Here is a 25,937-nt window from a genome sequence, read left to right on the forward strand (position 1 = left end):
AATGAAATGACCGATATCCTCATCAAGAACGGCACCGTCGTGGACGGCACCGGCGCACCCGCCTTCAAGGCTGACGTGCGCGTGAAGAACGGCGTGATTGCCGAGGTGGGCGAAGGGCTCGCACCGGCTGGAGAACGCGTGTTTGACGCCAGCGGTTGCCACGTCACCCCCGGCTTCATCGAGAGCCACACCCACTACGATGGGACGATGTGGTGGCAGCCCGATCTCGATCCCCTGCCGGGCTATGGCGCGACGACGATGATCCTTGGCAACTGCGGCTTCTCTGCAGCACCGCTGCATAAATACATGCCCGCCCAGCGCGAGATGATCGGCATCTTCTCGTTCTTCGAGGACATTCCCGAAGGCCCGTTCATGCAGAACCTGCCGTGGGACTGGAACAAGTGGAGCGAGTACCGCGCATCGGTCGAACGCAACGTCAAGGCACCGCTGAACTACGCCGCCTATGTCGGCCACATCGCCATCCGCCTGGCAGCAATGGGCGTCGAGGCCTGGGAGCGTGAGGCGACCCCTGAAGAAATCGCGAAGATGGCCGAACTCCTCGACGACGCGCTCGCCGCGGGTGCGCTCGGCATGTCAGACAACATGCACGACCATGATGGTCAGAACCGCCCCGTCCCGACACTGATGGCGAACGACGCCGAGTTCGAAGCCCTGTTCGACGTGATGGAGCGCTATCCCGGCTGCTGCTACCAGGTCATTGTCGACACCTTCATGCGCATGACCGGCCCGGCCAATCTGGAGCGTCTCGCGAAGCTTCTCGGCGGCCGCAACATCAAGTGCCAGATTGCAGGGGCCATCCCGACGCTCGAATTCCAGAAGGGCATCCTGCCCGCCATGCAGGAATCGGTGCGCAAGATGCGCGAAGCCGGTGTCGACGTTTGGCCGGGCTATGCCCACGTCTCTCCCACCTCGACCCTCAGCCTGGTGAAGTCGCTGATCTTCGCGCAGTCGAACGATTATGTCTGGCATGAAGTCGTGCTTGAGGACGACCACCACAAGAAGGCGCAGCTTCTCGCCGATCCGGCTTGGCGTGCCCGTGCCCGTGAAAGCTGGGACACGCAGGCCTGGGATCATTCGCCGCTCAAGAACCCTCAGGAACTGTTCCTGCTCGACAGCGAGAACGGTACCGGGCCCTTGAACATCACGCTGAAGGAATACGCCGACAGCCTGGGCCTGCACCGCTCCGACGCTATGGCCGACTGGATCCTCAAGAACGGCACCCGCTCCACCGTCCACATGGCCCCCTTCCCCAAGGACGAGGACCTGACGCTGGAGCTGATGAAGGACCCCAAGACCGTCGGCAACATCTCCGACGCTGGCGCGCACCTGCAGATGCTGTGCGGTGGGGGCGAGAACGCGCTCCTGCTCACCCAGTATGTCCGCGAACAGAAGAAGCTGACGCTGGAGCAGGCCATCCACATCATGACCGGCAAGCTCGCCGGCCACTTCAACCTGCATGATCGCGGCGTGATCGCGGTAGGCAAGCGCGCCGACATCGCCGTGTTCAACATGGACGAGATCCAGCGCCGCGAAATGGTCAAGGCGCACGACGTGCCCGACGGCAAGGGCGGCACCACCTGGCGTTTCACCCGCGCCGCGATGCCCACCCGCCTCACCCTTGTGAACGGCGTTCCGACTTTCGAGAACGGCGCATTCACCGGCGCGATGCCGGGTGAGTTCCTGTCCCCCGCCAACGACGATGCTGCGCTGGCAGAGGCTGCGGAATGACCGTCTTAGCGAGGGCCAAATCCCCAAGATGAACCCTCGCACTGGGGGCGTCCACTCCCTCCCGGACGCCCCCTAACCCTTTGCAGAATATCAGGAAAGGATGCCGACATGAGCGAAGCAAAGATCGGCGATGCCGACCGGGCCTACTTCAACGGCCGGATCCAGAAGATCGAGACTGAAAGCTCGGTCCTCGTAAGCTCTTCCAAGTACCTCAACCATGCGGGCCTGCGCGCACTGATCTCGCAGGAGATGCTGCGCCGCAACGGGCCTGACCTTCCCAACACGGCATACATCCCGGAAGTGGCGCAGATCCTCCACGATCTGGAAGACATGCCCCGCATCATTGAACTGTTCGAGATGGAAAAGGCCCGCCTGCCGCTGTTCAAGCGCTGGCTCGAGCGCAAGAGCCTGTCCAACTTCACGATCGACGAGACCAAGGACTGCGCCCCCGGCACGCTGGGCGCGAAGATCCACGATTTCATGGTCAATTCGGGCTACCAGCTCGATCTGTTCTTCCAGGAAATTCAGGTCGTCAACGACTTCACCTATTACCTGCGCCAGACCGCGCTTTCGCACGATATCGAGCACATGATCACCGGCTTCGGCCCGAACCATGGCGGCGAAATAGCGCTGCTTTCAGCCAACATGCACGCCAAGGCGCTCTACTTCCACCCCGAGCTCAGCAACTTCTTCAGCCGCATCGCCTATTACCTCAAGGCCAAGACGACGATGAAGGACGCGCTGTTCTATCCCGAAGCGATGGTCGTGAATCTCGAAGCGGAGTTCATCGGCGCGCAGCAGGGCCGCAACTGGAAGTACCCGCTGATGCTGGTCGACTGGCGCGAATATGCCGACGTCCAGATCGAGGACATCCGTCGCGAACTGAACATCACGCCCGTGATCGACAGCCGCTGGGACGATACCAACCGCCTCTGCAACGAGGACGACCCCAACTATGGCGTCCCGATGATGGAAGCTGCCGAATGAAGGCCAGTCCGATCATCACCGGACCACCTTGCTGAATGACAGGGGCGGCGAGCGCAGCGCGCTTTGCCGCTCCTTTTGCATCGCGCCCGGCAACAAGCTCTGGCGTCAGAAAACAACGGAGGGAGAGACATCATGAAAGCACGGCATACCCACAGCATGCTCCTGCGCGGCACGATACTTGCGGCTGGCGCGCTGGCCTTCGCACCTCTGGCCCACGCCGAGGAAAACGCAGCTGAAGAGCAGGCCGAAACCACCGGCCAGTCAGCCTCGGTCCAGGAAATCATCGTCACTGCCCAGCGCCGCGAGGAAAGCCTGCAGAAGGTTCCCGTGGCAGTTACTGCGATTGGCACCGAACAACTGGAAGCGTTGCGCGTCACCAGCGTGCGCAACCTCGCCGGCCTCGCGCCCAGCCTGCAGTTCAACGCGCAGGGCCAGCAATCCAACCCCACCATCATCATTCGCGGCGTCGCTTCCGGAACCTCGTCGAACTCGGTCGATCCCAAGGTCGGCATGTATATCGATGGCGTGTACATCGGCCGTGCCGTGGGATCGCTGCTCGACTTCTCCGACATCCAGCGGGTCGAGGTGCTGCGCGGGCCGCAGGGCACGCTGTTCGGCCGGAATGCCACATCCGGCGCAATCAGCATCGTCACCGCCGCCCCCAAGGGCGAGTGGGGCGTGCGCGCCACCGGCTCCTATGGCAACTACGATGCCTTCCGCGGCAAGGTCTCGCTCGACCTGCCGCAGATTGGCCCGTTTTCGATCCGCCTGTCCTACCTGCATGACCAGATCGATGGGGACGTGACCAACACGATGGGCGGCAAGGGTCTCAATATCGCCCTGCGCGCGCCCGAATTCGGCACGCAGCGCTTCGTCAACAAGCTCGGCTATCGCAACGTCGATGGCGGGCAAATCGCGGTGCGCGGCGAGTTCGGCGCGCTTATCGCCGATTACCGCTTCGACTATACCGACACCCGTGCCTCGGGCCGCGCGATGCAGAGCCTTGGCGTGATCCCCGACGCCTCGGGGCAGTTGCTCGGCCCCATCGTGGCGCTTCAGCCGTTCTTTGGCGGCACTACCAACGAGGGGCTGAATGGTCCCTTGTCCTCGGTCGCAGCTGCCACCAGCGAGGAGCATGTCGTCACCCAGGGCCACAGCCTGACGTTGACGCTCGAGGCCAGCGACAACTTCACCGTCAAGTCGATCAGCGCCTACCGCAAGTTCCGGCAGGACCCGGTGATCTTCGATCTCGGCTCGGCCGGCGGCATGCGCTTCACTTTCCAGCAGTTGGGTGCATTCCTTACCCCCGGACTGACCCCGCAGCAGATCCAGGCGATCCTGTTCAACCCGGCCAATGCACCCGGACCGAACGACTACTTTTTCCCGCTGCTCTCCGCCCGCGCCACTCGTCAGGAGCAATTCAGCCAGGAGCTGCAGTTCCAGCTTTCCAACGACAGTTACCAGTTGACCGCCGGCCTGTTCTATTTCCACGAAAAGTCGCCCGGCACCGAAGTGCTCGGCATCCTTTCGCCCACGCCGTCTGCCACCATCGTGCCAAGCCCGCTCGACAACATCTTCGGCAGCGGCATCACCCGCACCGAAGGCATCAACGACTCCATGGCCGGCTATGCCCAGCTGACCTGGCACCTCTCGGATACTCTCGACCTGACCGGCGGCCTGCGCGGCACGATCGACGACCGCGAACTAAAGATCTTCGTGATCTCGGGCGCGCAAGGTGGCTCGCTGGGCGTTGGTGACTACAAGGCAACCTACAAGAAGCTGACCTGGACCGGCATCGCGACCTGGCGCCCGACCGAACAGACCACGCTCTTTGCGAAAGTCGCCACCGGCTACGTTTCCGGCGGCATCCTTTCGGGCATCCCCTATCGTCCGGAAAACCTGACCAGCTATGAACTGGGCGCCAAGACCCAGTTCCTCGACAACAAGGTGCGGCTGAACGTGGCGGCCTACTACAACGACTACAAGGACCTGCAGACCCAGAATTTCATCAACGGGCGACAGTTCTTCGACAACGCAGGCAAGGCGAAGATCAAGGGCTTCGAAGCCGAACTGGATGTCGTGCCGGTCGCGGGCCTGAACCTTTCAGGCAGCGTGTCCTACACCGACTTCGACTACAAGCAGTTCATCCTGAACGGGCAGGACGTCGCTGCCTTCGCACGCCCGACATACTTCTCGAAGTGGACCGGCCGCGCCGCCGCCAGCTACAACTCACCCGATTTTTCCAGCAGCGGCGGTCATGTCACTGCGCTGATCGAGGGCCGTTACCGCAGCACATACTACCTCACCTCCACTCCGCTGCGTGATCTTCTCACCAACCAGCCAGTACTGGAGGACCGCAACCGCCAACCCGCCTACTGGCTGGTCAACGGTCGCTTGGGCGTTGCCGACGTGGGCCTCGGCGGCGCCAAGGTCTCGCTCTCGGTGTTCGGGGACAACATCTTCAACAAGCGCTACATCAGCTTCGGCGCCCCGGTACTGCTGTTCACCGGCAGCTACGAACGCGGACGCACGTATGGCGTGGAGCTGGGCGTCAACTTCTGATCTGCCAAAGTCTGATCGCATTACAACAGGGGAGAGGGGCCGGCGCGAAAGCGCCAGCCCCTCGGTTGTCTCGGGGCTCAGCTGTATTCAGGCCACAGCAGCGAGGCCTCACGGCTGTCCAGATCGACCGCGCCGACAATGCCCAACGCTGCTCGCGCCTCTTCGATCGGCAAGTGGAATACGTCCTCGTACTTCGCCATCCAGTAGGGGCCGGACTGCTCGCCCACGTCCATGCCGCGGCGCATGGCCTTGAGCGCGGTCGGGAACGCGGCCTGGTAATGCAGCCCGGTGCGCGAAACGAGCCTCAATGCGCCCAGCAACTGCCCGGCATTGATAAGGCCGACCAGTTCAGGATCGAGGAAACGCGGCAGGTTCGACAGCCGAGCGAAGTAGGGCACCAGCTCGCCGATGATATCGAACCCGCCGCCGCAGACGATATGCTCCAGGTCATGCGTCTGGCCGCTGCGGAGCGAGAAATACTCGAACTGGTTGCGGGGAGTGAAGCGCGGCACGATGTCGATCTCGAAACCGTTGTCGCGCAAGTAGCGCCCGAAGGTGTGGCCAAGCGAGCCATCCGGATTGGCCAGCAGCTCCTCCACGGTGAAGTTCGACGAAAAGCCCGCCGCGAACCACGCATCAAGCTCAGGCCAGCGTTTGCGCTCGGCGGTGAACAGTTCCTCGATGCGCGGCACGTCGAAAATGTCAGCAAGGATGCCATAGAGCTTGTGCGCATCAAGCGTTGTGGGCGAATCCTTGCCGCTCTTGCGCAAATAGGCCGTGGCCAGCCAGTCGCGCAGGCGCGGCTCGTTGAGGTAATCGGAATTGCTGACCAGCACGGTGCTGTCGGTCGCCACAGGCTTCGCACCGCGCGCAAGGTAGGGCAGGTCGTCGGCCATCAGCTTGTCCTCTTTCAGATCAGCGACGCCGGCACGCGCACCGGCATCTCCAGCAGGTGCTGCGCCATGCTCTTGGCCGCGGCATCGAAGCGCGGCGATAGGTTGATCCCGCCGCCTTGTGCGTCATGCGCCAGGAAGTTGATCGCATGGACGCCCGGCACTTCGAACCGCTCGACCCGCGCATGCGCGGGAGCGTCGAACAGGTGGCGATACCAGTCCGTCACCGCTGCCACGGTCAGGCTCGCCCGGATCCACGGCAGAAATGCCGGATCGCGGGCAATGACCGCGACGTTGAACAGCCGCCCCTTGTCGCCACTGCGTGCCCACGCCAGCCGGATCAGCGGCACTTCGACGAGTTCGCCATCCATCACCGCCGCTTCGCCCTCGATCTGCGGCAATGCCGCCGGATCGAACCCCGGCACCACCGGGTCGGCAAAGTCCAGCGCCACTCCATCAAGCGCCACCGCTTGCGTCACGCGGCGCCGGTCGATCAGGCCGAAGAACATGCCCGTCAGCGGAAAGGCGCGCGGCGCGGCGATGATCGGCGCGATCGAGGTGCCGACCGCCATGTTCATGATCGCTGTGGTCTGTTCGCGCCCGAACAGCATGCAGGCTGCCGGATTGGCATGATCGACCACGATCTTGAGCAGCACCTCGCGGGGCTCCAGCGCCTGCGCCCTCGGTCCCCACGCCGTCTCCGTGCCGATCACCTCGACATGGCTGTGCCGCCACGGCCCCCAGCCGCGCTCCTCCAGCATGGCGGAAACCCTCTCGAGCAAGGCCTCTGCCGTCCGCCGCGCCTTGGCCACAGCATCAATCCCGCTGACTGGAATGAGCGCAACCGAGCGCCAGCCATCTTCATGAGTCCCGCACAGCTTGAGCGTTTCGGGCGCTGGATAGCCCTTGGCACCGCGCACCAGCACCCGGTCCGGCCCAACTTGCTCCAGCATGATCCCGGTAAAGTCGCACACCACATCGGGCACGATGTAGGCGCGCGGATCGCCCACTTCATAAAGCAGCTGCTCGGCAATCGTGCCCACTGAAACGAGGCCGCCCGTGCCATCGGTCTTGGTCATCACAACGCTGCCATCGGCATGGCATTCGCCAACCGGAAAGCCGATGTTCGCCCAGTCCGGCACATCCTGCCAGTCGGTGAACGTCCCGCCCGTCGCCTGCGCGCCGCATTCCAGCAGGTGCCCCGCCACCGTGCCCGCTGCGAGCAGATCCAGATCGTCCGGTCCCCAGCCAAACTCATGGATCAAGGGCCCGAGGATCAGCGCGGAATCGACCACGCGCCCGGTAATCACCACGTCTGCCCCGGCATCCAACGCACGCGCGATCCCGAACGCGCCGATATAGGCGTGCATCCCGATCTCGCCCTCGGGCAGGGGCGCGCCGCTGTACATATCCCGCAAACCCTCGGCGCGCAGCTGCGGCACTAGATGTTCGACGTCGTCGCCAGTCACTGTCGCCACGCGCAAGGTCAGCCCCTGCTCGCGACCGCGTTGGCGGATCATCTCGGCCAGGCCTTCCGGGTTCATCCCCCCGGCGTTGGCAGTAACGCGGATGCAGCGCGCCTTCAGTTCCGTGAGATATGGCCCGATGTGGATGTCGACGAAATCCGGCAGGAAGCCTGAGCGCGGATCGGCCTGCTTCATCCGCCGGAAGATGCCCATCGCCCCTTCGCCCAGGTAGTCGAAGGCAAGGTAGTTCAGCCCCTCGACCTTGAGCAGCCCCGGCACGGCAATCGCGCTGTCATTCAGCGCCCCGCTCGCCCCGCCGATGCGGACGACCTTGCCCGCTTCAGTCATTGGCCCCGGTCAGGTCCCGCGCCGCGACATAGCCAAAGGTCATTGCCGGCCCGATGGTCACGCCCGCACCCGGATAGCTTTCGCCCATCGCCGATGCCGCGTTGTTGCCAACGGCATAGAGCCCGGCAATCGGCTGCCCTGCATCGTCAACCACCTGAGCCTTGGCATTGGTGCGCAGGCCTCCGTTTGTGCCGATGTCGCCGGGATAGATCGGCATGGCGTAGAACGGCCCCTCGGTCAGCGGTCTCAGGCAGGGATTGGGCTGGTGGCGATAGTCGCCATACATCTTGTCATAGGCCGCCTCGCCGCGATGAAATTCGGGGTCCTCGCCCTTGGCCGCGCCTGCATTGAACCGTGCGATCTGCAGCTCCAGCGCTGCCGGATCGACGCCCATGTCCCGCGCCAGTTCTGCAATCGTACGCCCCTTCTTGAGGATCGACTTGACTGCACCCGATTGGAGCCAGTCCGGCACCAGTGGCAGCAGCGGCCCCATCGGGAACTGGTGGCGATACTTGCGGTCGAACACCATCCAGCTCGGGCTGGCATCGCCGAAATCGCGCTGCCGCCGGGCCATCTGCTGGCCGACGATGTGGTACGAAGCCGCCTCGTTGAGGTAACGCTGGGCCTTCTGGTTGACCATGATGCACCCCGGCAACGCGCGCTCGATCGTGCACAGCCGCCCGCGGTCCTCGCCGGGAACATGAAACACCGGCGCGGCCCAGGCCGAATGCATGTTCATCGTGCCCGCGCCCACGGCCTGCCCTGCCCGGATCGCATCGCCGGTGTTGCTCGTCACCCCGCCCGATGCCCAGGCCTTGTTGTAGAGCGGCGCGTTCGCATCACGCATCTGCTGGTTCTTGTCGAACCCGCCCGCCGCCAGCACAACGCCCTTGCGCGCGCGGATGGCAAAGGGCTTGCCGTCCTTTTCCACCACCAGCCCGGCGACACGCCCGTTCTCGGTCACCAGCTCCTTCATCGGTGTCTTGAGCCACACCGGCACGCCTGCCTCGTTCAGCGCGACCCGCAAGGCGCCGGTCAGCGCATTGCCCAGCGTCAGCCGCCGATCTTTGCGCGAAGTGAAGCGCAGCGGCCAGTCCAACCAGTACTTCGCCATGTTCTTCGCCAGCCCCGTCAGCCAGCCGGGACCGCGATAGAGCAACTGGTAGGTCTCGGCGAACGTCCAGTTGAGATAGCCGAAGAGGCTCGCCGCAGGCGATGGCAACCGCTGCGTCTTGAGGTCCTCGCCCAGCAGCGTGCCGTCGAACATCTCGGGCAGGTGGGTGCGGTATCCGGTGACCGATCCCCCGGGGTTCTCGGCATGATAATCGGGATAGGGCTGCGAGGTGTAGACGACGCCGGTGTTTGCGGTCACCCAGCGCAGCATCGGCGCGGCGTTCTCGACATAAGCGCGGATGTTCTCGTCGGGCACGTTGTCAGCCGAAAGCGCGCGGACATATTTGAAAGCATCGTCCAGATTGTCCTCAAAGCCCATTGCCTTGGCCTGGTCGCTGCCCGGAATCCAGATGCCGCCGCCAGAGGTGGCGCTTGTTCCACCCCACAGCTTGTCCTTCTCAACCACCACGACTTCCGCACGGTTCTTTGCCGCCACCAGCGCGGCGAGCATCCCGCCTGCGCCCGATCCGACGACGACAACGTCGACCTCGCTCTGCCACTCCATGCCCATCTCGATCCTGTCCCGGATTCCTTGGCGGAAGCCCTTGCTATCAGGTAACGCAGATGCCGCCACAGATCTCCCAATGTCAACACCATGCGTAGCCGTGAAGACATGTTTTTACGAATATTCGAGAGAAACGCGCGAAATGCGCGTCTCCATGGGGAAATTTGGCCCAGATATTCCGCAAGATGCCAAAAGCCTCCGCTTTCCGCCTTGATTATCGTAGGGCAATGAGCCATGGATTACGCAATAATGGACAATATGACGCTGCAAGGCAGAATCCTGCGCGTCGTAGCCGCTCGGACGAGGAACCGCAAAGTTGTCTTCCAACCTCTACCCCCACCTGCTCTCGCTCGGCCGCATCGGCACTATGGAGACCAAGAACCGCATTGCCGTCACCGCGATGGGTGTAAGCTTGTCGGAAGATGACGGCACGGTAGGCGAACAACTGATCGCCTACCATGAAGAGCAGGCGCGCGGTGGGGCTGGCCTGATCATCTGTGGCGTGGCCGGCGTTGCCTGGCCGGTCGGCGCAGTGGCAATGCAGCAGACCGCGATCTCGGACGATCGTTTCATCCCCGGCCTTAGGGCACTGACGGACCGTGTCCATGCTCACGGCGCGAAGATCGCCACGCAATTGCACCACGGCGGCTTCGTTGCCGGATACAGCTTCAACCGCTGGGGCCATAAGCTGTGGGGACCGGCCGTTCCGCCCGCGCCCAAGGGCAGCTTCATCGACTACTTCCTCATGGAGGAACTGCAGGCGCTGGCCGGCATGAAGATGCCCGAGCTCAAGGTGCTCGAACAGGCCGACATCGACCTTGCCGTGCAGCAGTTCGCACAAGGCGCGCGGCGCGCCAAGGAAGCCGGATTCGACGGGATCGAGATCCACGGCGGCCACGGCTACCTCCTGTCCTCGTTCACCTCGCCCTATACCAACACCCGCACCGACCAGTACGGCGGCAGCGTGGAGAACCGCCTGCGCCTGACGCTTGAGGTCATCGCCGCGATCCGCGCCGAAGTCGGCCGCGATTATCCGCTGTGGATCAAGCTCGATTCACAGGAAGTGGGCAAGCCCGGCGGCATCACGCTGGAAATGGCCAAGGAGCACGCCCGCCTTGTCGAAGCCGCCGGCGTCGATGCGATCACCATTACTTCGTACCACGATACCTCTGTCGGAAAGCTGCACTCGCAGTCTAACATTCCGCATCTGGAAAACTGGAACCTCCCCGCCACGGCCGAAATCCGCAAAGTCGTGTCGATCCCGGTGATCGGCTCAGGCCGGATCGAGGTGGACAGCGCCGAAAGTGCCATCGCTAAGGGCGAGACCGATTTCGTTGCGATGGGCCGCAAGCTGCTGGCCGATCCGCATCTGCCGCGCAAGCTGACCACGGGCGAGACCGAAAAGGTCCGCCCCTGCGTCTATTGCTACACTTGCGTCTCGGCGATCTACATGGGCCAGCCCACGCGCTGCGCGGTCAACGCCAACCTTGCTCACGAGTTCGAAGGCGATGCGCCTGCCGCAAACGGCAATGCTAGTCACGTCGCCGTGATCGGTGGTGGACCCGGCGGCATGGAATCGGCCCGCAGGCTTTCGGCCCTCGGCCACAAGGTCACGCTGATCGAGAAGTCGGACCGCCTGGGCGGCACCCTGCGCTTTGCCAGCCTCGCCTATGAACCGAACGAGCGCCTGCTCGAATGGCTGCGCCGTGAGGTGAAGGAGGCCGGCATCGACGTCCGCCTCTCGACCGTCGCGACCCCCGAACTGCTGCGCGAACTCGGCGTAAAGACCGTCATCGTGGCCACTGGCGCGATCCGCGACATGCCGCCCATCCCCGGCAACGATCAGGACCACGTCTACTCGGGCGATGATATGCGCCGCATGATGCTGGGCGAAAGCTCTGACGAACTGAAGCGCAAGACCGGCCTGTTCACCCGTCTCGCCACCAAGGTCGGCGCTGCGACGGGTGCCACCGCCAATCTCGCGCTGGTGCGCAAGGCTACGCACGCCTGGATGCCGCTTGCGGATACCGTCACCATCATCGGCGGCGAACTCGTCGGCCTCGAACTTGCCGAATTCCTCAGCGAGCGTGGCCGCATCGTCAACGTGATCGAGGAAGCCCCGCGCATGGGCAAGGGCCTCACTCTGGTGCGCCGCATGCGCCTGATGGCCGAACTCGCCGAACATGGCGTCGGCCTCCACGCGGGCGCAACCACCATCGCCATCGGCAAGGACAGCGTAACCTTCACCGACGCTGCGGGCCAACCGCAGACCGTTCCCGCCGGCAACGTCATCGTCGCCAAGGGCGCGCGAGGCGACCTGACGCTGGCGGATTCCCTCCGTATCGCCGGTTTCGATGTCCACGCCATCGGCGATGCCAACGGTGTTAGCTATATCGAGGGCGCAATGCACGGCGCGCGAGCAGCGGTGCGCGCCATCTGCGAGGTGGCCTGATGGCGCGTCCGGCAAACGGAACGCGAAGCGCCAGCAGCCTCGCCGCCCGCGTGTTCAGCTTTGACGCTACCGATCAGGCGATCATCCGCGAGTTGCGCAGCAACGGCCGCGCCAACAACCAGCAGATCGCCGAACGCCTCGGCCTTACAGCGACGACAGTCTCCACCCGCATCCGCCGGATGGAAGACGCGAACCAGTTGCGCGTCGTCGCGGTGTCCGATTTCTCCGCCCACGGCTTCAACGTCTTGCTGCGCATCTCAGTCGAGGTGGACGGGCGTCCAGCGTCGGAAGTCGCGGCGGAGCTTGGCGCCCTGCCCGAAGTCTTCGCCGCGCATATGGTCACCGGGCGCTACGACATCGACATGCTCGTCGCCCTGCGCGATTTCGACAGCCTGTCCGATTTCCTGCTGGACAAGCTCTCCACGGTCCGCGGCATCCGTACCCTGACACCGGCCATCGTGGTCGACATCATCAAGTACAAGTTTGACGAGGCCCCGATCGAAAGCCGGAGTCAGGAGGCAAGGCCCTGATGCCGAACGACCAAACTGCGCTCGATGCCCGCCTCAAGCGCGTACTGCGCTTCATGCCAGCGCCGCTGGGAATTGTTACGAGCTTCGATCCCGAAAATGGCGCGCCGGTGGGCCTCGCCATGTCGGCATTGATGCCGGTATGCCTGGATCCTCCAGCCATGGCGATCTGTGTAAACCGCTCGGGTTCGGCACACGATGCAATGATGCGGGCCGGACGTTTCTGCATCAACCTGCTGCAGGCTGGGCAGGACGGCCACGTCCGCCCCTTCGCCGATCCCGCTGCGCGCGAAATGCGGTTTCGCCAGGATGATTGGCGCCAACACGTCCACCATGCGCATGAGGGCCTCTGGTACATCGACAAAGCTCCCGCCGCGATCTTCTGCACAATCCGCGAGAATGTTAGATTTGGCACGCACGACCTGCTGGTCGGCGAGGTCGACGATCTAATCACTTCGGGCAGTGACGATATCGTCGGTTGGGCCAACGGCTCGCTCTATCGGCCCACTCCCATTTGCTGAAGGCACGACCATCATGACAGAAGCATCCCTCCTCGCCCGCATCGATCGGCTGGAGTCCCTCGACGCGATCCGCCAGTTGCCTGCCAAGTATTCGCTCGCTCTGGACATGCGCGACGGCGATGCCTGGGTAAACCTATTCCCCGAAGACGTGCGTGTCGGCGGCGGCAAGACCGGACGCAAAGCCCTGCGCGATTGGTTCGACGAAACGCACTCTATGCAGTTCGACGGTACCAGCCACCATATCGGCGGTCACATCATAGACTTCGACGATCCCGATCATGCGCAAGGCGTGGTCTATTCCAAGAACGAGCACGAATGCGGCGCCGAGTGGGTGCTGATGCAGATGATGTACTTCGACCAGTATGAACGCATCGACGGCCGCTGGTACTTCCGCCGCCGCCTGCCGCTCTATTGGTACGCCAGCGACATCAACAAGGCACCGGTGGGTGATCGCAAGATGCGCTGGCCCGGAGTGCCACCCTATCACGGCAGCTTTCATGATCTGTTCCCGAGCTGGAAGACCTACTGGGCCCGACAGGGACAGCCGCACGATGGACCTGTAGAGCCGCCCGCTCCGCTCGAGAAGTTCATCGAGACGATGCGGCGTGGCGCGCCACTGCCCAAGCCTCGCGTGCGGAGCTGAGCGCCATGGCCGATGTATTCTCGCCCGTGAAAATCGGCGATCTTGCCTTGCGCAACCGCGTAGTCATGGCACCGATGACCCGCGACCGCGCCGGACCGTGCGACGAACCTACCGAACTCATGGTCGAATATTACCGCCAGCGCGCCTCGGCCGGGCTGATCGTCACCGAAGGCACTCAGCCGTCGCCAACCGGCAAGGGCTACTGGCGCACGCCGGGCATTCATTCGCCGGAACAGGTCGCCGGCTGGCGCAAGGTGGCCGATGCGGTTCATGCCGAAGGTGGCCTCATCGCGATGCAACTGATGCACGTTGGCCGCGCCGCCGTTCGCGCCAACAAGGACCCGGAGGCAGAAACCGTCGCCCCCAGCGCGATCCCCTGCCCCGATCCGATCCCCGGCCCCGATGGCGTCCCCGTCGCCACCGAAATGCCTCGCGCATTGGCAGCGCACGAGATTCCCGGCGTGATCGCCGAATATGTCGCAGCTGCGCGCAACGCCCGCGCCGCCGGCATCGACGCGGTCGAACTGCACTGTGCCTCCGGCTACCTGCCGATGCAGTTCCTCTCGTCCAATTCAAACCAGCGCAGCGACGCCTATGGCGGCAACGCAGAGAGCCGCGTCCGCTTCGTGGTGGAAACGCTCTCCGCAATTGCCGCCGCCATTGGCGCGGGCCGCGTCGGCTTCCGCATCTGCCCAGGCGTTACCTTCAACGGCATGGCCGACGCCGATCCAGCCGAGACCTATACGACCCTGCTGAAGGCTGTGGACGGCATGGGCCTCGCATATTGCCACCTGATCCACATTCCCAACGCCGGGTTCGACAGCCTCGAACTCGTCCGCGCCAACTGGCGGGGCGCGGTGATCGAGAACTGCGGGCTCACGCTCGACAAGGCCAACGCGGTGATTGCGCAAGGCAAGGCCGAGGCCGTTTCATTCGGCTACGCCTATATCGCCAACCCCGATCTCGTGGAGCGCTTCCGTTCCGGCGCCCCGCTCGCGAAGGGGGACCGCGCCACATTCTACACCGGCCACGGCGACGATGCGCGCGGCTACACTGACTACCCGCGCGCGGGTTGAGCGAGGACACCATGAACAGACTTCAAGGCAAACGCGCCGTTGTCACCGGCGGAGCGCAGGGCATCGGCGCAGCCATCGCCCGGCGGCTGGCGGATGAAGGCGCGCTGGTCGCCATTCTGGACCTTTCGGCGCAGAAGGCTGGCGCAGTCCTGCCCGCGCCCCACATCGGCGTGGCCTGCGACGTGTCGGACACCGCCTCGGTGGACGCCGCCTTTGCGCAAGTGGCTGACCAGCTTGGCGGGATCGACATTCTCGTCAACAACGCCGGGATCGGAAGCGCGCCGGGCGATGGCATGGCCGAATTCTATGCAGGCCAGGCTGCCCGCGCGGGAGGCGATGAAACCGCCTTCGCCGACCAGACCATCCACTGTGCTGACGAAGGCTGGTCAAAGGTCCTGTCCATCACGCTCGACGGCGCCTTCCGCTGCAGCCGCGCCGCAGTGCGGATGATGGCTTCACAAGGCGCAGGCGGTTCGATCATCAACATCGGCTCAACCGCTGCGCTCGCCGGCAATGGACCGGTGCCCTATGTCACCGCCAAGGCCGCCGTCCTCGGCATGACACGCGCCATGGCGCGCGAGCTTGCCCCGCGCGGCATTCGCGTAAACGCGGTCAACCCCGGTGCGACCGAGACTCCGATCTACGCGCCCCTGCCCGAAGAGGTGAAAGCCGCCGTCGCCGCGGATAGCGTAATGAAGCGCCTTGCGCGGCCAGAGGAAGTCGCAGGCGCAGTGGCTTATCTCGCCAGCGAGGATGCCAGCTTTGCCACCGGCAGCACGATAAATGTCAACGGTGGCGCCTGGTTCAGCTAAGCGAGGGCTGACGACGCCTTCGAACCTGGTCAACGTGCAGCTGCGCCATTGATGAAATTCAGCGATAAGACGCGGATCTTTCGGCGCTATGCGCCACGTTTTCCATGACAACGGTTGGCAGGATGACGATGCAGGCCAGGACGTTGATCACGACGGCCAGTTCGAATGCGATCAGTAACCGCTCATCCGCGGCGGTAAAGCCAGTCGGGCCGACCGCCTCGGGGCTCCGCGTCTTTCGCTTCAGGACCATGAGCCACCTACACGATTAGAGACATCTCGAGGCGACATTTTACGCAAGAAGCCATTGGTTTCCGAGGAAGATTTTAAGGTATGGGATGCACATCGACTTGTGCCGCTTCCAATGCATGATCAAAGTCCGCCAAAATGCCGCAAGAAGCGGTGAGCAGCGGCTAGTTCTGCCCATATACAAACTTCCGAACCTCATATTTTACGCATTATGTTGACACTCGTGCACTAATGGGTGCATTTGCGTTGAGATCAAGGAATCGGGAGAAGCAAAGCAATGGCTCATGACATGACCGGCAAGATTGCCGTGGTCACCGGCGGAAGCGATGGCATAGGGCTTGCCACCGCGAAGCTTCTCGCGGCGCGCGGGGCCACGGTCGTGATCTGCGCCCGCCGCGAGGACAAGCTTGAAGCGGCCCGGGCCGAGATCGCGCAAGTCGGGAAGGTCGAAGCAGTCCGTCTCGACGTTTCCGATGATGCCGCCTTTACTGCGGTGATCGAAGACGTCGCCGCGCGGCATGGACGGCTCGACATGCTGGTGAACAACGCCATGTCGGTCCACTATGCGCCGATTTCAAAGCTGACGCTGGAACACTGGCGCAAGGATTTCGCAGTCAATGCCGATGCCGTGTTCGTCGGCACCAAGGCGGCAATGGCGGTGATGGCGAAGCAGGATATTGATGGTCGCCAGCGCGGCTCTATCGTCAACATCGCCTCCACCTGCGGGATCAAGGCGTTGGCCAACATGGCAAGCTATTCGGCCTCGAAGGCCGCACTGGTCCACTTCACCGCAGCTGCGGCGATGGAAGGTGCCCCGCTCGGCATCCGGATCAACGCCATCGTGCCGGGGCAGGTGCAGACCGCCGCGACGCAGGACTATGAAAGCCGCGCGCCTGATTTTGCGGCCGCAACCACCCGCGCCATCCCGATGCAGCGCGGCGGCGAACCCGACGAACTGGCCGAGGCGATAGTGTTCATGCTCTCCAGCGCAGCCAGCTACATCACCGGCACTGCCCTGCCCGTCGATGGCGGCAAAGCCGCACAGCTCTACATGCCGGGTTGAGGCGCAGCGACATGAAGCTTGGATTTTCCGCCGCCGACGAAGACTTCCGCGCCGAATGCGCCGAGTGGCTGCAGGGCCAGATGGCAGGCGAATTCCGCGATATCAGGGGCGTGACCCAGCTTACCGCCATGCCCGAACGGCGGCGCGAATGGGAGCAGCAGCTCGGCGAACACCGCTGGGGCTGCATCGGCTGGCCGACGCAATGGGGCGGGCGCGATGCTACGCTGGCGCAGCAGGTGATCTTCGCCGAGGAATATGCCCGGGCCGGGGTTCCGGGACGCATCAACCACATCGGAGTGGAGCTTGCCGGCCCCACCATCCTCACATTCGGGACCGACGAGCAGAAGCGCCGCTTTCTTCCGGATATCGCCGCCGGCAAGACCATCTTCTGCCAGGGCTTTTCCGAACCAAATGCCGGGTCGGACCTTGGCAGCGTGCGCACCAAGGGGCGCCTGGAAGATGGCGAATGGATCGTGGATGGCCAGAAGATATGGACCAGCCTTGCCCATATCTCCGACTGGATCTTCGTCGTCACCCGCACCCAAGAAGGATCGCAAGGGCCAAAGGGCCTGACCTTCCTGATGATGCCGCTGGATCAGCCGGGCATCGAGGTCCGTCCAATCCGCCAGATCAATGGCGATGCCGAGTTCAACGAGACCTTCTTCACCGAAGCGCGCTGCCCCGCCGACAGCCTGATCGGCGCACCAGGAGATGGCTGGAAGATCGCCATGGGCCTGCTTGCGTTCGAGCGTGGCGTGTCCACGCTTGGCCAGCAGATGGGATTCCGCAACGAACTGGACGAAATCATCGCCGCGGCCAAGGCCACCGGCAAGGACCGCGATCCGGTAATCCGCCAGCGCATCGCCAGCGCCGAAATCGGCCTGCGGCTGATGCGCTACGGCGCGCTGCGGATGCTTTCGAACAGCGATCATTCCAGCATCGACGGCGCTGCCCTCACCTATAAGATCCAGTGGGCATCATGGCGCCGCCGCCTTGGCGAACTGGCGATGGACGTACTGGGCCAGGCGGGCGAAGTGGCCGCCGGCGGATCTTACGAATGGGACGTCCTGCCCAACCTGTTCCTGTTCAGCCGCGCCGACACGATCTACGGCGGCACCAACCAGATCCAGCGCAACCTGATTGCCGAACGCGGCCTTGGTCTTCCTCGCGAACCGCGCGGCTGATCGCCACGGCCCGCCCGCTTGCCCTTGCCCCGCTGCGTAGCGCGCTCTAGGCTACCTTACGCAAACGGGGGGAACGCCTTGTCTGAAGAAAAGCCGACACGCCGCGCCAAAGGCGCAACGCTTGACGATATCGACCTGCGCATCATCGAAGTGCTGCAGCGAGATGGACGCGCGCAATCCACGGTGATCGGCGAGGAACTGGGGCTGACCGGTAATCTGGTAGCCAACCGCATCCGGGCGATGGATGCCGCCGGGCTGATGCGCGTCGTTGCCCTGGCGGACTTTCGCGTCCACGGCTATCGTCTGCTCGCCCGCATCCGCCTTCAGGTGAGCGGCCGCGCCCCGCTCGAGGTTGCGCATGAACTGGCACAGCGCGAACATGTGCTGTCAGTACACCTTACCTCGGGCCGTTACCCGGTCAGCTGCCTCTATGCCTTCCACGCCGCGCGCGAGATGATCGAGGCGGCGCGTGACGTTTCGGCCGGGATCGCAGGCGTCGAGGACGTCGACGTCGAACTGCTTAACACCGTCTACCGCTACAACACCGCCGTTGGCCCCATCGCCGCATGATCGACCAGTTCCCGCAGACCGACGAGCTAGACCGACAGATCGCCGAAGCCTTGGCCGACGATGCGCGTCTTTCTTTCCGCAAGATTGCCGCAGACCTCGGCGTCACCGAAGGCACGGTGCGCGGGCGGGTCAAGCGGCTGCAGACCGCGGGGCTGCTCAAGCTCGTCCCCATCGTCGATATCGCGCGCGGACTGGACGCTACCAACGCCGGCCAACATATGATGTTCGTGACGGTGAAATGCGCCAGCGGCAAGCTCGATGCCGTGCGCGAAAGCCTGCTCGCCCTGCCCGAGGTCCGCGCGCTCTATGACGCCAACGCCGCGCTGCGCCTGATCGCCATCTGCGTCCTGCCCAGCCTTGAAGACGCAGCTGCCGTCACCAACCGGGTGCTGGCGCTGGAAGGCATCCGCGAAGCCGAAACCGAGCTGGTTCTCCAGACGGTAAAATACAATGCCGCCATCGGACCCATCGCCACAGTGGAGGACTTGCGCGGGATGGATGCGAGTGCCGAAGACCAGCCTTGATTCTTCGTCCCCCGGGCTTGACCCGGGGCTCGAAAAGATGGCTTACATCTTCAGACCTTCGCTCGCCGCCCTGCCCACGGCGCGGCGCGTTCCACCTGCCCAGCCAGCTGGAAGAGCAACCCTTCTTCGCCAAAGCGGCCAGTTACCATGATGCCGATCGGCAGCCCATCTTGCGACAGTGCCAGTGGCAGTGACATGCTCGGCTGCCCGGTGCCGTTATAGATGCCGGTAAACGCGGTGAACGTGCCGACCTCGCGGCCCCAGTCCATCATCGAACGGCCGGTATCCAGGCCGATCCGGCCCAGCGGCAGCGGCGGCGCCGATAGCGTAGGCGAGAGAATCACGTCCCAGCGTTCCATGAACTGCGCGATCGTCACGGCAGCCGCCTGGTAGGCGTTGTTGCCGCGCGCAAAGTCCATGCCGGTGTAGCTCTTGCCCATCGCCACGAAATCGAGCGTCGTGCGCTCCAGCACGTCGGGGCCAAGTTCGATGCCCAGCGCCTTGGCCCGGTCCACGCAATCGGCCGCGACCGACGACGCCATCAGCGCAAAGCTGCTCGCCCCGATCGCCGCCATGTCGATCTTCGGCGCTGCCTCCTCGACATGGTGGCCAAGGCTTTCGAGCAGCCTGGCTGCCGCCTTCGTGGCCTCCACCACTTGCGGATCGACCGGCGCGCCAGAATACGGGCTAAGCATCAGCGCGATGCGTAACTTGCCCGGATCGCGCCCGACCTCCCTAAGGAACGGCCGTTCCGGCGTCGGTGCGCTATAGCGCGAGCCCGGCTCCACCCCGTGCGTCGCATCAAGGATCGCGGCGGAATCGCGCACCGTGCGGCTGACTGCGTGGTGGACCGACATGCCGCCCCAGCCTTCGGTCCTGAGCGGCCCCATCGGCACCCGGCCGCGCGAGGGCTTGAGGCCGAACAGCCCGCAGGCCGAAGCCGGAATGCGGATAGAACCGCCGCCGTCGGTGGCGTGCGCCGCCGGAATCACACCCGCCGCCACCGCTGCCGCCGCGCCGCCCGACGATCCGCCCGCGATCCGCTCCCGATTCCAGGGATTGCGCGTCGGCCCCATGAGCACGCTTTCGGTCGTGCCGGTCAGGCCGAACTCGGGCGTGGTCGTCTTGCCGAAAATCACGAATCCGGCGCGCTCGATGCGGCGCACCAGTTCGGAGGTCACGCTGGCGCGCTGGCCCTTGTAGAGGCGGCTGCCGTTCTCGGTGACTTCGCCGGCAATATAAGTGTTGAGGTCTTTCAGCAGCCACGGCACGCCGCTGAACGGCCCTTGCGGCAGGCCTGCCGCAATCGCCTTGCGCGCGTAGTCGTAGTGCTTCTGCGCCATGAAGTTCAGCTGCGGGTTCAGGGCCTCGGCCCGCGCAATCGCCGCTTCGAGCAGCTCGCTGGCCGAAACCTTGCGCATTCTCACCAGCTCGGCAAGCCCGAGAGAATCGTGGGTATCGAGGACGTCGTTCATCGCGTGCGCATTCCCCGGCAGGCCGGCGGTTGCGGCAAGCGCAATTCCGCCGGCAAGGGCTTCCCGTCTGGTCGTCTTCACTTCACGTAGTACCGCGAATAGTACTTGCGGAATTGCGCGATCGGGCCGTCGCCTTCGCAGATCAGGGCATTGGGCTCAAACTTCTGGCGATCCCAGATCACCTTGTCCTGATCGAACTGCTTGCAGATGTCGCGGATGATGGCGCGGGCAACGCCGGCCCGCTCACCCTCGGCTTGAGCCCGGGGCTGGGTAAAGCAGAAGCGCACGTGGACATGGTCCAGTTCGACCGGGGTGATGCAGGCCACCAGCAGCGTCTCGGAAATGCCGGTAAAGCGCGTCCAGCTTTGCCCCGGACCCATCGTGTCATAGCTGATCTGGCCGTCGACCTCGCCCCACGGCGTACCCATCTTGGCCTTGACGTCGGCCCCGCGGCCCCATTCGCCCCAGCGCAGATCGCCCAGCGGCACGTTGGCGGTGCCGTGGATGTACTTGAAGTGGGCCACGTCCACGCCGTTCTCGGCCATGTTCTGGATCGAACCGTAGACGTTCCATTCGTAGATGTCGTAGTCGGTCCACTCAGGATCGGTTGCCTCGGGCAGGTGGACCACGTCGAAAAGCGGCGCGGCGTCCTCGGGATGATACCACACCCAGACCCAGCGGTTCGCCTCGGTGACATGCCAGGTCCGCGTACACTTGCGCTTCACCTGCGGCGGGATCGACTTCGAATAGGGGATTTCCTTCACGGTCCCCTCTTCCCCGTCATAGCGCCATGCATGGAACGGGCACTCGAGCAGGTTGCCATGAACCTTGCCGCCATGGCCCATGTGCGCGCCGAGATGCTTGCAATAGGCATCGAGGACGCGGACCTTGCCGTCCTCGCCACGCCACATCGCCAGGTCCTGCGAAAAATAGCGCAGCGGCTTAACCTCCCCCACGGCAAGGTTTGCCGAAAGGTCGATGGGATACCAGCCGAGCGGGAAGCCGATGTCGAGATTGCGTTCTGCCACCGAAGCACGGCCCGGTACCGGCGCGGTGCGCCAGTCGGTCAGGTCCTTGCCTTTCAGCTTCTCGAGGATCTGCCACACCGCCACTGGAGCGGTGCGGGCATCTGTTGCCACTGGATCCGCCATGGTTTCACTCCTGAATTGCCGGGGCGGGGGTTGTCTCCGCATGCCGGCGATCACTGGGGGGAGCAGACTTCCCGGCTCCCTGGGATTGCTTAGAGCCCGAACACCTTCATCGCGTTTTCGCGCAGGAACTTGGGCCACACCTCGTCCTTGAATGGCACGTTCTGCATGTCGGACATGATGCGATCGAGGCTGAGGCCCATCGGGAAGTAGCCGGCGTAGATCACCTTGTCGGCGCCACGCGTGTTGGCATAGTCGATGATCGCCTTGGGGTAGTGCTTGGGCGCAAAGGCGCTGGTCGAATAATAGAGGTTCGGCCATTTCAGCATCAGCTTCACCGCCAGCGCCTCCCACGGCTCGGCTCCGTGGCGCATGACCACCTTCAGTTCCGGGAAGAACCAGCAGACCTCGTCGAGATGCTCGACCTTCTGCGTCTCCATCGGGATGCGCGGGCCGGGAATGCCGACGTTCAACAGGATCGGCAGGCCCAGTTCCTCGCACGCGGAATAGATCGGCCACATATACTTGTGGTTGATCGCCACCTGCGGGAGCGTGCCCGAGGGGAACACCGAGACGGCGGAGAGGCCGACTTCGGCGTGGATGCGCTTGATCCGGCGGACTTCCTCGGTGCCGTTGTTCGGGTTGACCGGCAGGTCGAAGAAGAAGCGGTCGGGGTAGAGCTCCTTGGCGCGGTACGAGGTTTCGTTCTCGTTCCAGCCGACGAGCGCCTTCTCGACGTTGTGCTTGTCCATCTGCGCCACGGTCCAGGCGAGGTAATCGTCCTGCTTGCCCGACTGCGGGATGTCCTTGAACATGTACTGCGCGGGCATGGCGAACTGGCCCAGCGTCTGCTTGTCCTTGATCAGCGGGCGGAACGGCGCGAACCATTCGGCGCGGTCCTCGGCATCGGGAATGCCCAGCATGCAGTCGATGATGCCGATGTTGTCTGGCATGGCCATGTCATTGTTCTCCGGAAAGGGCAGGCCACAACTTGCGCAAGGCGATCTTGTCGACCTTTCCCAGCGCGTTGCGCGGCAGTGGCGTGGTGGTGACGGCGACCCGGGTGGGCGCCTTGTAGCGGGCAAGGCGGCTGGCGACCCATTCGATCACCCCCGCCTCGTCTATGTTCGGCGCGATGACCACGGCGACCAGCCGCTCGCCCAGCCGCTCGTCAGGCAGGCCGAAGGCAGCACACTCGGTCAGGCCGGGGATCGTGCCCAGCACGCGCTCGACCTCGGCGCAGTAGATGTTCTCGCCGCCCGAGATGACCATGTCCTTCTTGCGGTCGACGATGAAGACATAGCCATCGCTATCGACCATCCCCACATCGCCGGTGCGCAGCCAGCCATCCTCGGTCAGCACGGCAGCGGTCTCCTCCGGGCGGTTCCAGTAGCCCTGCATGACCTGCGCGCCGCGCACCACGATCTCGCCGGTCTCACCTTCGCCCAGCACCTGCCCGTCCGGCCCTTCGATGCGCACTTCCACCATGGCGAGCTTGCGCCCGGCCGCCGCCGGTCGCGCCATGAACTCCGGCCCCACAGCCTGCGCGATCGCGCCCGAGCACTCGGTCATGCCGTAGCCGGTGCCGATCTGCGCATGCGGGCACAGTGCGTGGACTTCCTCGACGAGGTTGACCGGCAGCGCCTGTCCGCCACAGCCGATGTTGCGCAAGGATGAAAGGCTGGTCCCGTCGATCCGCGCGCGGTGCAGGATATCCCACAGCATCGTCGGCACGGCGCTGAACATGCTGATCTGTTCGGCAGCAATCAGCCGCGCCGCTTCGTCGGCATCCCAGCGGCGCATGATCACCACCTTGCCCCCACCCAGGAAGGGCGAAAGGAAGCCCGAGCCGAGCCCCGAAACGTGGAACAGCGGATAGACCAGCAGCGAGGCCTGCTGCGGCATCTGCGCCATCAGCGCCTCGGGCGTGGTGCCCATCTGCGCCGCCATGTTTCCCAGCACGATCATGCCCGACATCTGCGTCGACATCAGCCCGGTGATGACATTACGATGCGAAAGCACCGCGCCCTTGACCCGGCCCGTGGTGCCCGAGGTGAACAGGATCGCGCAGGGGTCGGTAGCCTTTGCCACACTGGCATCAGGACTGGTATCGGCAGTGCGGCGCGCCAGCTCGTCGGCGTTGAATGGCTTGGTCAGGTCGAGCACCCGGCCCTTGAACCCGGCCTCGCGGATCGCGGCAGTGCGCTCGCTGTCGGCCAGCACCACTGCCGGGTCGACATCCTCGAGCATCGCCAGCACTTCCGGACCGGAGCCACGGCTGTTGACTAGTACCGCCACCCCGCCCGCCTTCATCACGGCAAGGAACGCCACCAGCCATTCGGCGCGGTTGCGCATGGCAATGGCCACGCGGTCCCCGCGGGCGATGTGCAGGATCGGCACCAGCTGGTCGCGCCAGGAAAATACCTGATCGTAGGACATGCGCCGTTCGGCGCCCGCACTGTCGAAATCGACCACGCAAGTGCGGTCTCCAAACCGACGCGCGGATTCGATCAGAAGGTTGAGATCGGGCGGCGCGGCAATGAACTGGCGCAAGCCGTCACGCTCGCCGATCTCGAACGGCGATCCCGGCCCGGTCACACGCGCCACCACGGCATCGGCAGAGGCGACCTCCTGCGGGCGAGTGCTATCGCGCAACATGTCGGACATCGCTCTCCCAAACCTCGTATCGCCTTGTCTGCCTCCTATGTATCGCGCAATTTGCGTATTTCAAGCGTCTTTTATTTGCGCATATGCCTTTCAAGGCCACACATAAGAGCCGCCCCGCGCAAACTGGCGGAATTGCGCGAGTCGCCTATCCGCCGATGGAGGCCAGCAGCGCGACTAGCTGCGCCTGGCGATGCACCCCGGTCTTGGCAAAGACCGATCGCAGCTGCACTTTCGCCGTGTTGTGGGCGATTCCCAGTCGCCGCGCCGCCTCGACCAGGCTCAGCCCCTCGCCCAGCACTGCGGCGAGACGCGCCTCGGCCATGGTCAGGCCAAGCAGGTCGCGCAGCACCTGAGGATCATTGCCGTTCTCCAGGCCCTTTTCCGGCCCCGCCTGCCGGTGCGGGCGGGCAAGGAACAGCGCCAGCGCCCCGGCCCCGCCGTGGATCGCGTTAAGCTCTACCGGCCGCGCCGTTACCACCAGATCGCCCCGCCCTGGCCGCTCGATGCGGAAGCGGGTAAGTCCGCGCTCGCCCCCTTGCGCCAGCAGCTCGCCCACCAGCTTGTGCTGCGCCGCATCGGCAAGGACCAGCTCGTCGCCCCGCCGGCGCAAGCCTTCGTCCTCGGCCAACAGCGCCTCGGCCAGGGCGTTGCTGCTGACGATGCGCCGGTTGCGATCCAGCACCAGCAGCGCAAGGCCCAGTCCTTGCGCGGTGGCGTGGAACATGCCGTGTTCGGCCCCGGCGAACTGCAGCTTCTCGAACAGCGAAACGGCAATACGCAAATGCTGCGCCAGCGCCTGCAGCCGCGCCCGCTCCTCCCGCGTGAAATCGGGCAGCGAATTGTGCCGGCTGACGCGGAAGCGCGCTTCATATCGCCCCTCGTCCGGCCGCCCTCCCCTGCTTCCGGCCGAATGGCCGCCGCCAAAGTGCAGGTCGATCCCCAGCACCTGGTCGAACCCGCTGCTCGCCATCGCCTGGCGATAGGTGGCAAATGCGCTGTCCGGAAGCTGCGCCATGAACTCCGCATAGGATGTCACCACCCCGTCGCTCAGTCCCTGGAACGGGTCCTCGGCAAACAGCGTCTCGGTATAGGCGGCATCGAACGCCGCATCCGATCCCGGTGTCAGGAACGTCGCGGGCTGACGCTTGCCGGGCGCGGTGATGATCAGCGTGGCAAAGCTCGCCTCCATCCACCGCGCCAGCGCTTCCAGAAACCCGCGCCACGGCTCCGCCTCCCCGTCCCCCACCGGGCCGACCCCGGCATAAAGCCGGGCCAGCAGATCCGAAAACCCTTCATCGACAGCGCCGCCCATCCAAACAGCATAGGCGGCGCGCGCGCGGACTGAC

The 25,937-nt window shown here is 64.4% G+C and carries 22 protein-coding genes; 13 read left to right on the plus strand and 9 right to left on the minus strand.

All coding sequences use genetic code 11. The features are described 5' to 3' along the window. Window positions 1-6 precede the first annotated feature (6 nt). The 3 genes from AC1Q5P_RS15350 to AC1Q5P_RS15360 all read left to right on the plus strand — a co-directional run bounded on the left by AC1Q5P_RS15350 (window position 7) and on the right by AC1Q5P_RS15360 (window position 5,298). Window positions 7-1,749 (plus strand): D-aminoacylase, encoded by a 1,743-nt coding sequence (locus tag AC1Q5P_RS15350; protein ID WP_062344507.1) that lies wholly within the window; start codon window positions 7-9, stop codon window positions 1,747-1,749. 108 nt (window positions 1,750-1,857) lie between these two features. Next, window positions 1,858-2,736, plus strand: a complete 879-nt coding sequence (locus AC1Q5P_RS15355; RefSeq protein ID WP_492519392.1) for a Coq4 family protein — start codon at window positions 1,858-1,860, stop codon at window positions 2,734-2,736. Between the two features lie 132 nt (window positions 2,737-2,868). Beyond that, window positions 2,869-5,298 carry a TonB-dependent receptor gene (locus tag AC1Q5P_RS15360; protein WP_492519393.1) on the plus strand — a complete coding sequence of 810 codons (2,430 nt, stop codon included), beginning with the start codon at window positions 2,869-2,871 and terminating at the stop codon, window positions 5,296-5,298. Window positions 5,299-5,375: 77 nt separating this feature from the next. Here AC1Q5P_RS15360 and AC1Q5P_RS15365 read toward each other — a convergent pair whose 3' ends face one another. From AC1Q5P_RS15365 to AC1Q5P_RS15375, 3 genes are read right to left on the minus strand one after another with little or no spacing between them, the layout of a single operon-like run. Then, on the minus strand, window positions 5,376-6,194 hold the full coding sequence (locus tag AC1Q5P_RS15365; protein ID WP_193828812.1) for a Coq4 family protein: 819 nt from the start codon (window positions 6,192-6,194) through the stop codon (window positions 5,376-5,378). Between the two features lie 14 nt (window positions 6,195-6,208). Further along, a complete protein-coding gene (locus AC1Q5P_RS15370; protein WP_492519394.1) occupies window positions 6,209-8,005 on the minus strand; it encodes an acyclic terpene utilization AtuA family protein in 1,797 nt (598 codons plus the stop codon). Beyond that, on the minus strand, window positions 7,998-9,683 hold the full coding sequence (locus tag AC1Q5P_RS15375) for an FAD-dependent oxidoreductase (RefSeq protein WP_492519395.1): 1,686 nt from the start codon (window positions 9,681-9,683) through the stop codon (window positions 7,998-8,000). The genes AC1Q5P_RS15370 and AC1Q5P_RS15375 overlap by 8 nt, the downstream gene beginning before the upstream one ends. A gap of 316 nt (window positions 9,684-9,999) precedes the next feature. Here AC1Q5P_RS15375 and AC1Q5P_RS15380 point away from each other — a divergent pair, with 316 nt between their 5' ends. The 6 genes from AC1Q5P_RS15380 to AC1Q5P_RS15405 are packed head-to-tail and all read left to right on the plus strand — an operon-like array spanning window position 10,000 to window position 15,714. Further along, a complete protein-coding gene (locus AC1Q5P_RS15380; protein WP_492519396.1) occupies window positions 10,000-12,135 on the plus strand; it encodes an oxidoreductase in 2,136 nt (711 codons plus the stop codon). Beyond that, window positions 12,135-12,665 carry an Lrp/AsnC family transcriptional regulator gene (locus AC1Q5P_RS15385; RefSeq protein WP_062344497.1) on the plus strand — a complete coding sequence of 177 codons (531 nt, stop codon included), beginning with the start codon at window positions 12,135-12,137 and terminating at the stop codon, window positions 12,663-12,665. The genes AC1Q5P_RS15380 and AC1Q5P_RS15385 overlap by 1 nt, the downstream gene beginning before the upstream one ends. Then, entirely contained in the window at window positions 12,665-13,183 is a 519-nt protein-coding gene (locus tag AC1Q5P_RS15390) for a flavin reductase family protein (RefSeq protein ID WP_492519397.1), read from the plus strand. Before AC1Q5P_RS15385 ends, AC1Q5P_RS15390 begins: the two co-directional genes overlap by 1 nt. A gap of 13 nt (window positions 13,184-13,196) precedes the next feature. Then, window positions 13,197-13,826, plus strand: a complete 630-nt coding sequence (locus AC1Q5P_RS15395) for a nuclear transport factor 2 family protein (RefSeq protein WP_039336058.1) — start codon at window positions 13,197-13,199, stop codon at window positions 13,824-13,826. A gap of 5 nt (window positions 13,827-13,831) precedes the next feature. Beyond that, window positions 13,832-14,902: an alkene reductase gene (locus AC1Q5P_RS15400; protein WP_492519398.1), complete on the plus strand. Its 1,071-nt coding sequence runs from the start codon at window positions 13,832-13,834 to the stop codon at window positions 14,900-14,902. 11 nt (window positions 14,903-14,913) lie between these two features. Then, complete coding sequence (locus AC1Q5P_RS15405; protein ID WP_492519399.1) at window positions 14,914-15,714, plus strand: SDR family NAD(P)-dependent oxidoreductase; 801 nt, start codon at window positions 14,914-14,916, stop codon at window positions 15,712-15,714. Window positions 15,715-15,772: 58 nt separating this feature from the next. Here the strand turns inward: AC1Q5P_RS15405 and AC1Q5P_RS15410 are convergent, their stop codons facing one another. Beyond that, window positions 15,773-15,964: a hypothetical protein gene (locus AC1Q5P_RS15410; RefSeq protein WP_062345238.1), complete on the minus strand. Its 192-nt coding sequence runs from the start codon at window positions 15,962-15,964 to the stop codon at window positions 15,773-15,775. Window positions 15,965-16,237: 273 nt separating this feature from the next. On the opposite strand from AC1Q5P_RS15410, the gene AC1Q5P_RS15415 reads away from it, so the two are divergent. The 4 genes from AC1Q5P_RS15415 (at window position 16,238) to AC1Q5P_RS15430 (ending at window position 19,301) form a co-directional block, all read left to right on the plus strand. After that, on the plus strand, window positions 16,238-17,023 hold the full coding sequence (locus AC1Q5P_RS15415) for an SDR family NAD(P)-dependent oxidoreductase (RefSeq protein WP_492519400.1): 786 nt from the start codon (window positions 16,238-16,240) through the stop codon (window positions 17,021-17,023). Window positions 17,024-17,034: 11 nt separating this feature from the next. Beyond that, complete coding sequence (locus AC1Q5P_RS15420; protein WP_193828807.1) at window positions 17,035-18,207, plus strand: acyl-CoA dehydrogenase family protein; 1,173 nt, start codon at window positions 17,035-17,037, stop codon at window positions 18,205-18,207. 78 nt (window positions 18,208-18,285) lie between these two features. Continuing rightward, window positions 18,286-18,777, plus strand: a complete 492-nt coding sequence (locus tag AC1Q5P_RS15425; protein WP_052242557.1) for an Lrp/AsnC family transcriptional regulator — start codon at window positions 18,286-18,288, stop codon at window positions 18,775-18,777. After that, window positions 18,774-19,301 (plus strand): Lrp/AsnC family transcriptional regulator, encoded by a 528-nt coding sequence (locus tag AC1Q5P_RS15430; protein ID WP_492519401.1) that lies wholly within the window; start codon window positions 18,774-18,776, stop codon window positions 19,299-19,301. The genes AC1Q5P_RS15425 and AC1Q5P_RS15430 overlap by 4 nt, the downstream gene beginning before the upstream one ends. Window positions 19,302-19,351: 50 nt before the next feature. On the opposite strand, the gene AC1Q5P_RS15435 is transcribed toward AC1Q5P_RS15430, so the two are convergent. The 5 genes from AC1Q5P_RS15435 to AC1Q5P_RS15455 all read right to left on the minus strand — a co-directional run bounded on the left by AC1Q5P_RS15435 (window position 19,352) and on the right by AC1Q5P_RS15455 (window position 25,903). Further along, the gene (locus tag AC1Q5P_RS15435) at window positions 19,352-20,857 is read right to left on the minus strand and encodes an amidase (RefSeq protein WP_492519402.1); all 1,506 of its coding nucleotides are present in this window, start codon (window positions 20,855-20,857) and stop codon (window positions 19,352-19,354) included. Next, window positions 20,854-21,927 (minus strand): Rieske 2Fe-2S domain-containing protein, encoded by a 1,074-nt coding sequence (locus tag AC1Q5P_RS15440; RefSeq protein WP_492519403.1) that lies wholly within the window; start codon window positions 21,925-21,927, stop codon window positions 20,854-20,856. The genes AC1Q5P_RS15435 and AC1Q5P_RS15440 overlap by 4 nt, the downstream gene beginning before the upstream one ends. Window positions 21,928-22,016: 89 nt before the next feature. Further along, window positions 22,017-22,883 (minus strand): amidohydrolase family protein, encoded by an 867-nt coding sequence (locus AC1Q5P_RS15445; RefSeq protein ID WP_492519404.1) that lies wholly within the window; start codon window positions 22,881-22,883, stop codon window positions 22,017-22,019. A gap of 1 nt (window position 22,884) precedes the next feature. Beyond that, window positions 22,885-24,591: a class I adenylate-forming enzyme family protein gene (locus tag AC1Q5P_RS15450; protein WP_492519405.1), complete on the minus strand. Its 1,707-nt coding sequence runs from the start codon at window positions 24,589-24,591 to the stop codon at window positions 22,885-22,887. A gap of 145 nt (window positions 24,592-24,736) precedes the next feature. Then, window positions 24,737-25,903, minus strand: a complete 1,167-nt coding sequence (locus AC1Q5P_RS15455) for a helix-turn-helix transcriptional regulator (RefSeq protein ID WP_492519406.1) — start codon at window positions 25,901-25,903, stop codon at window positions 24,737-24,739. Between the last annotated feature and the right edge of the window lie 34 nt (window positions 25,904-25,937).

This window comes from Novosphingobium sp. GW835-FHT14H07 (genome assembly GCF_058793515.1).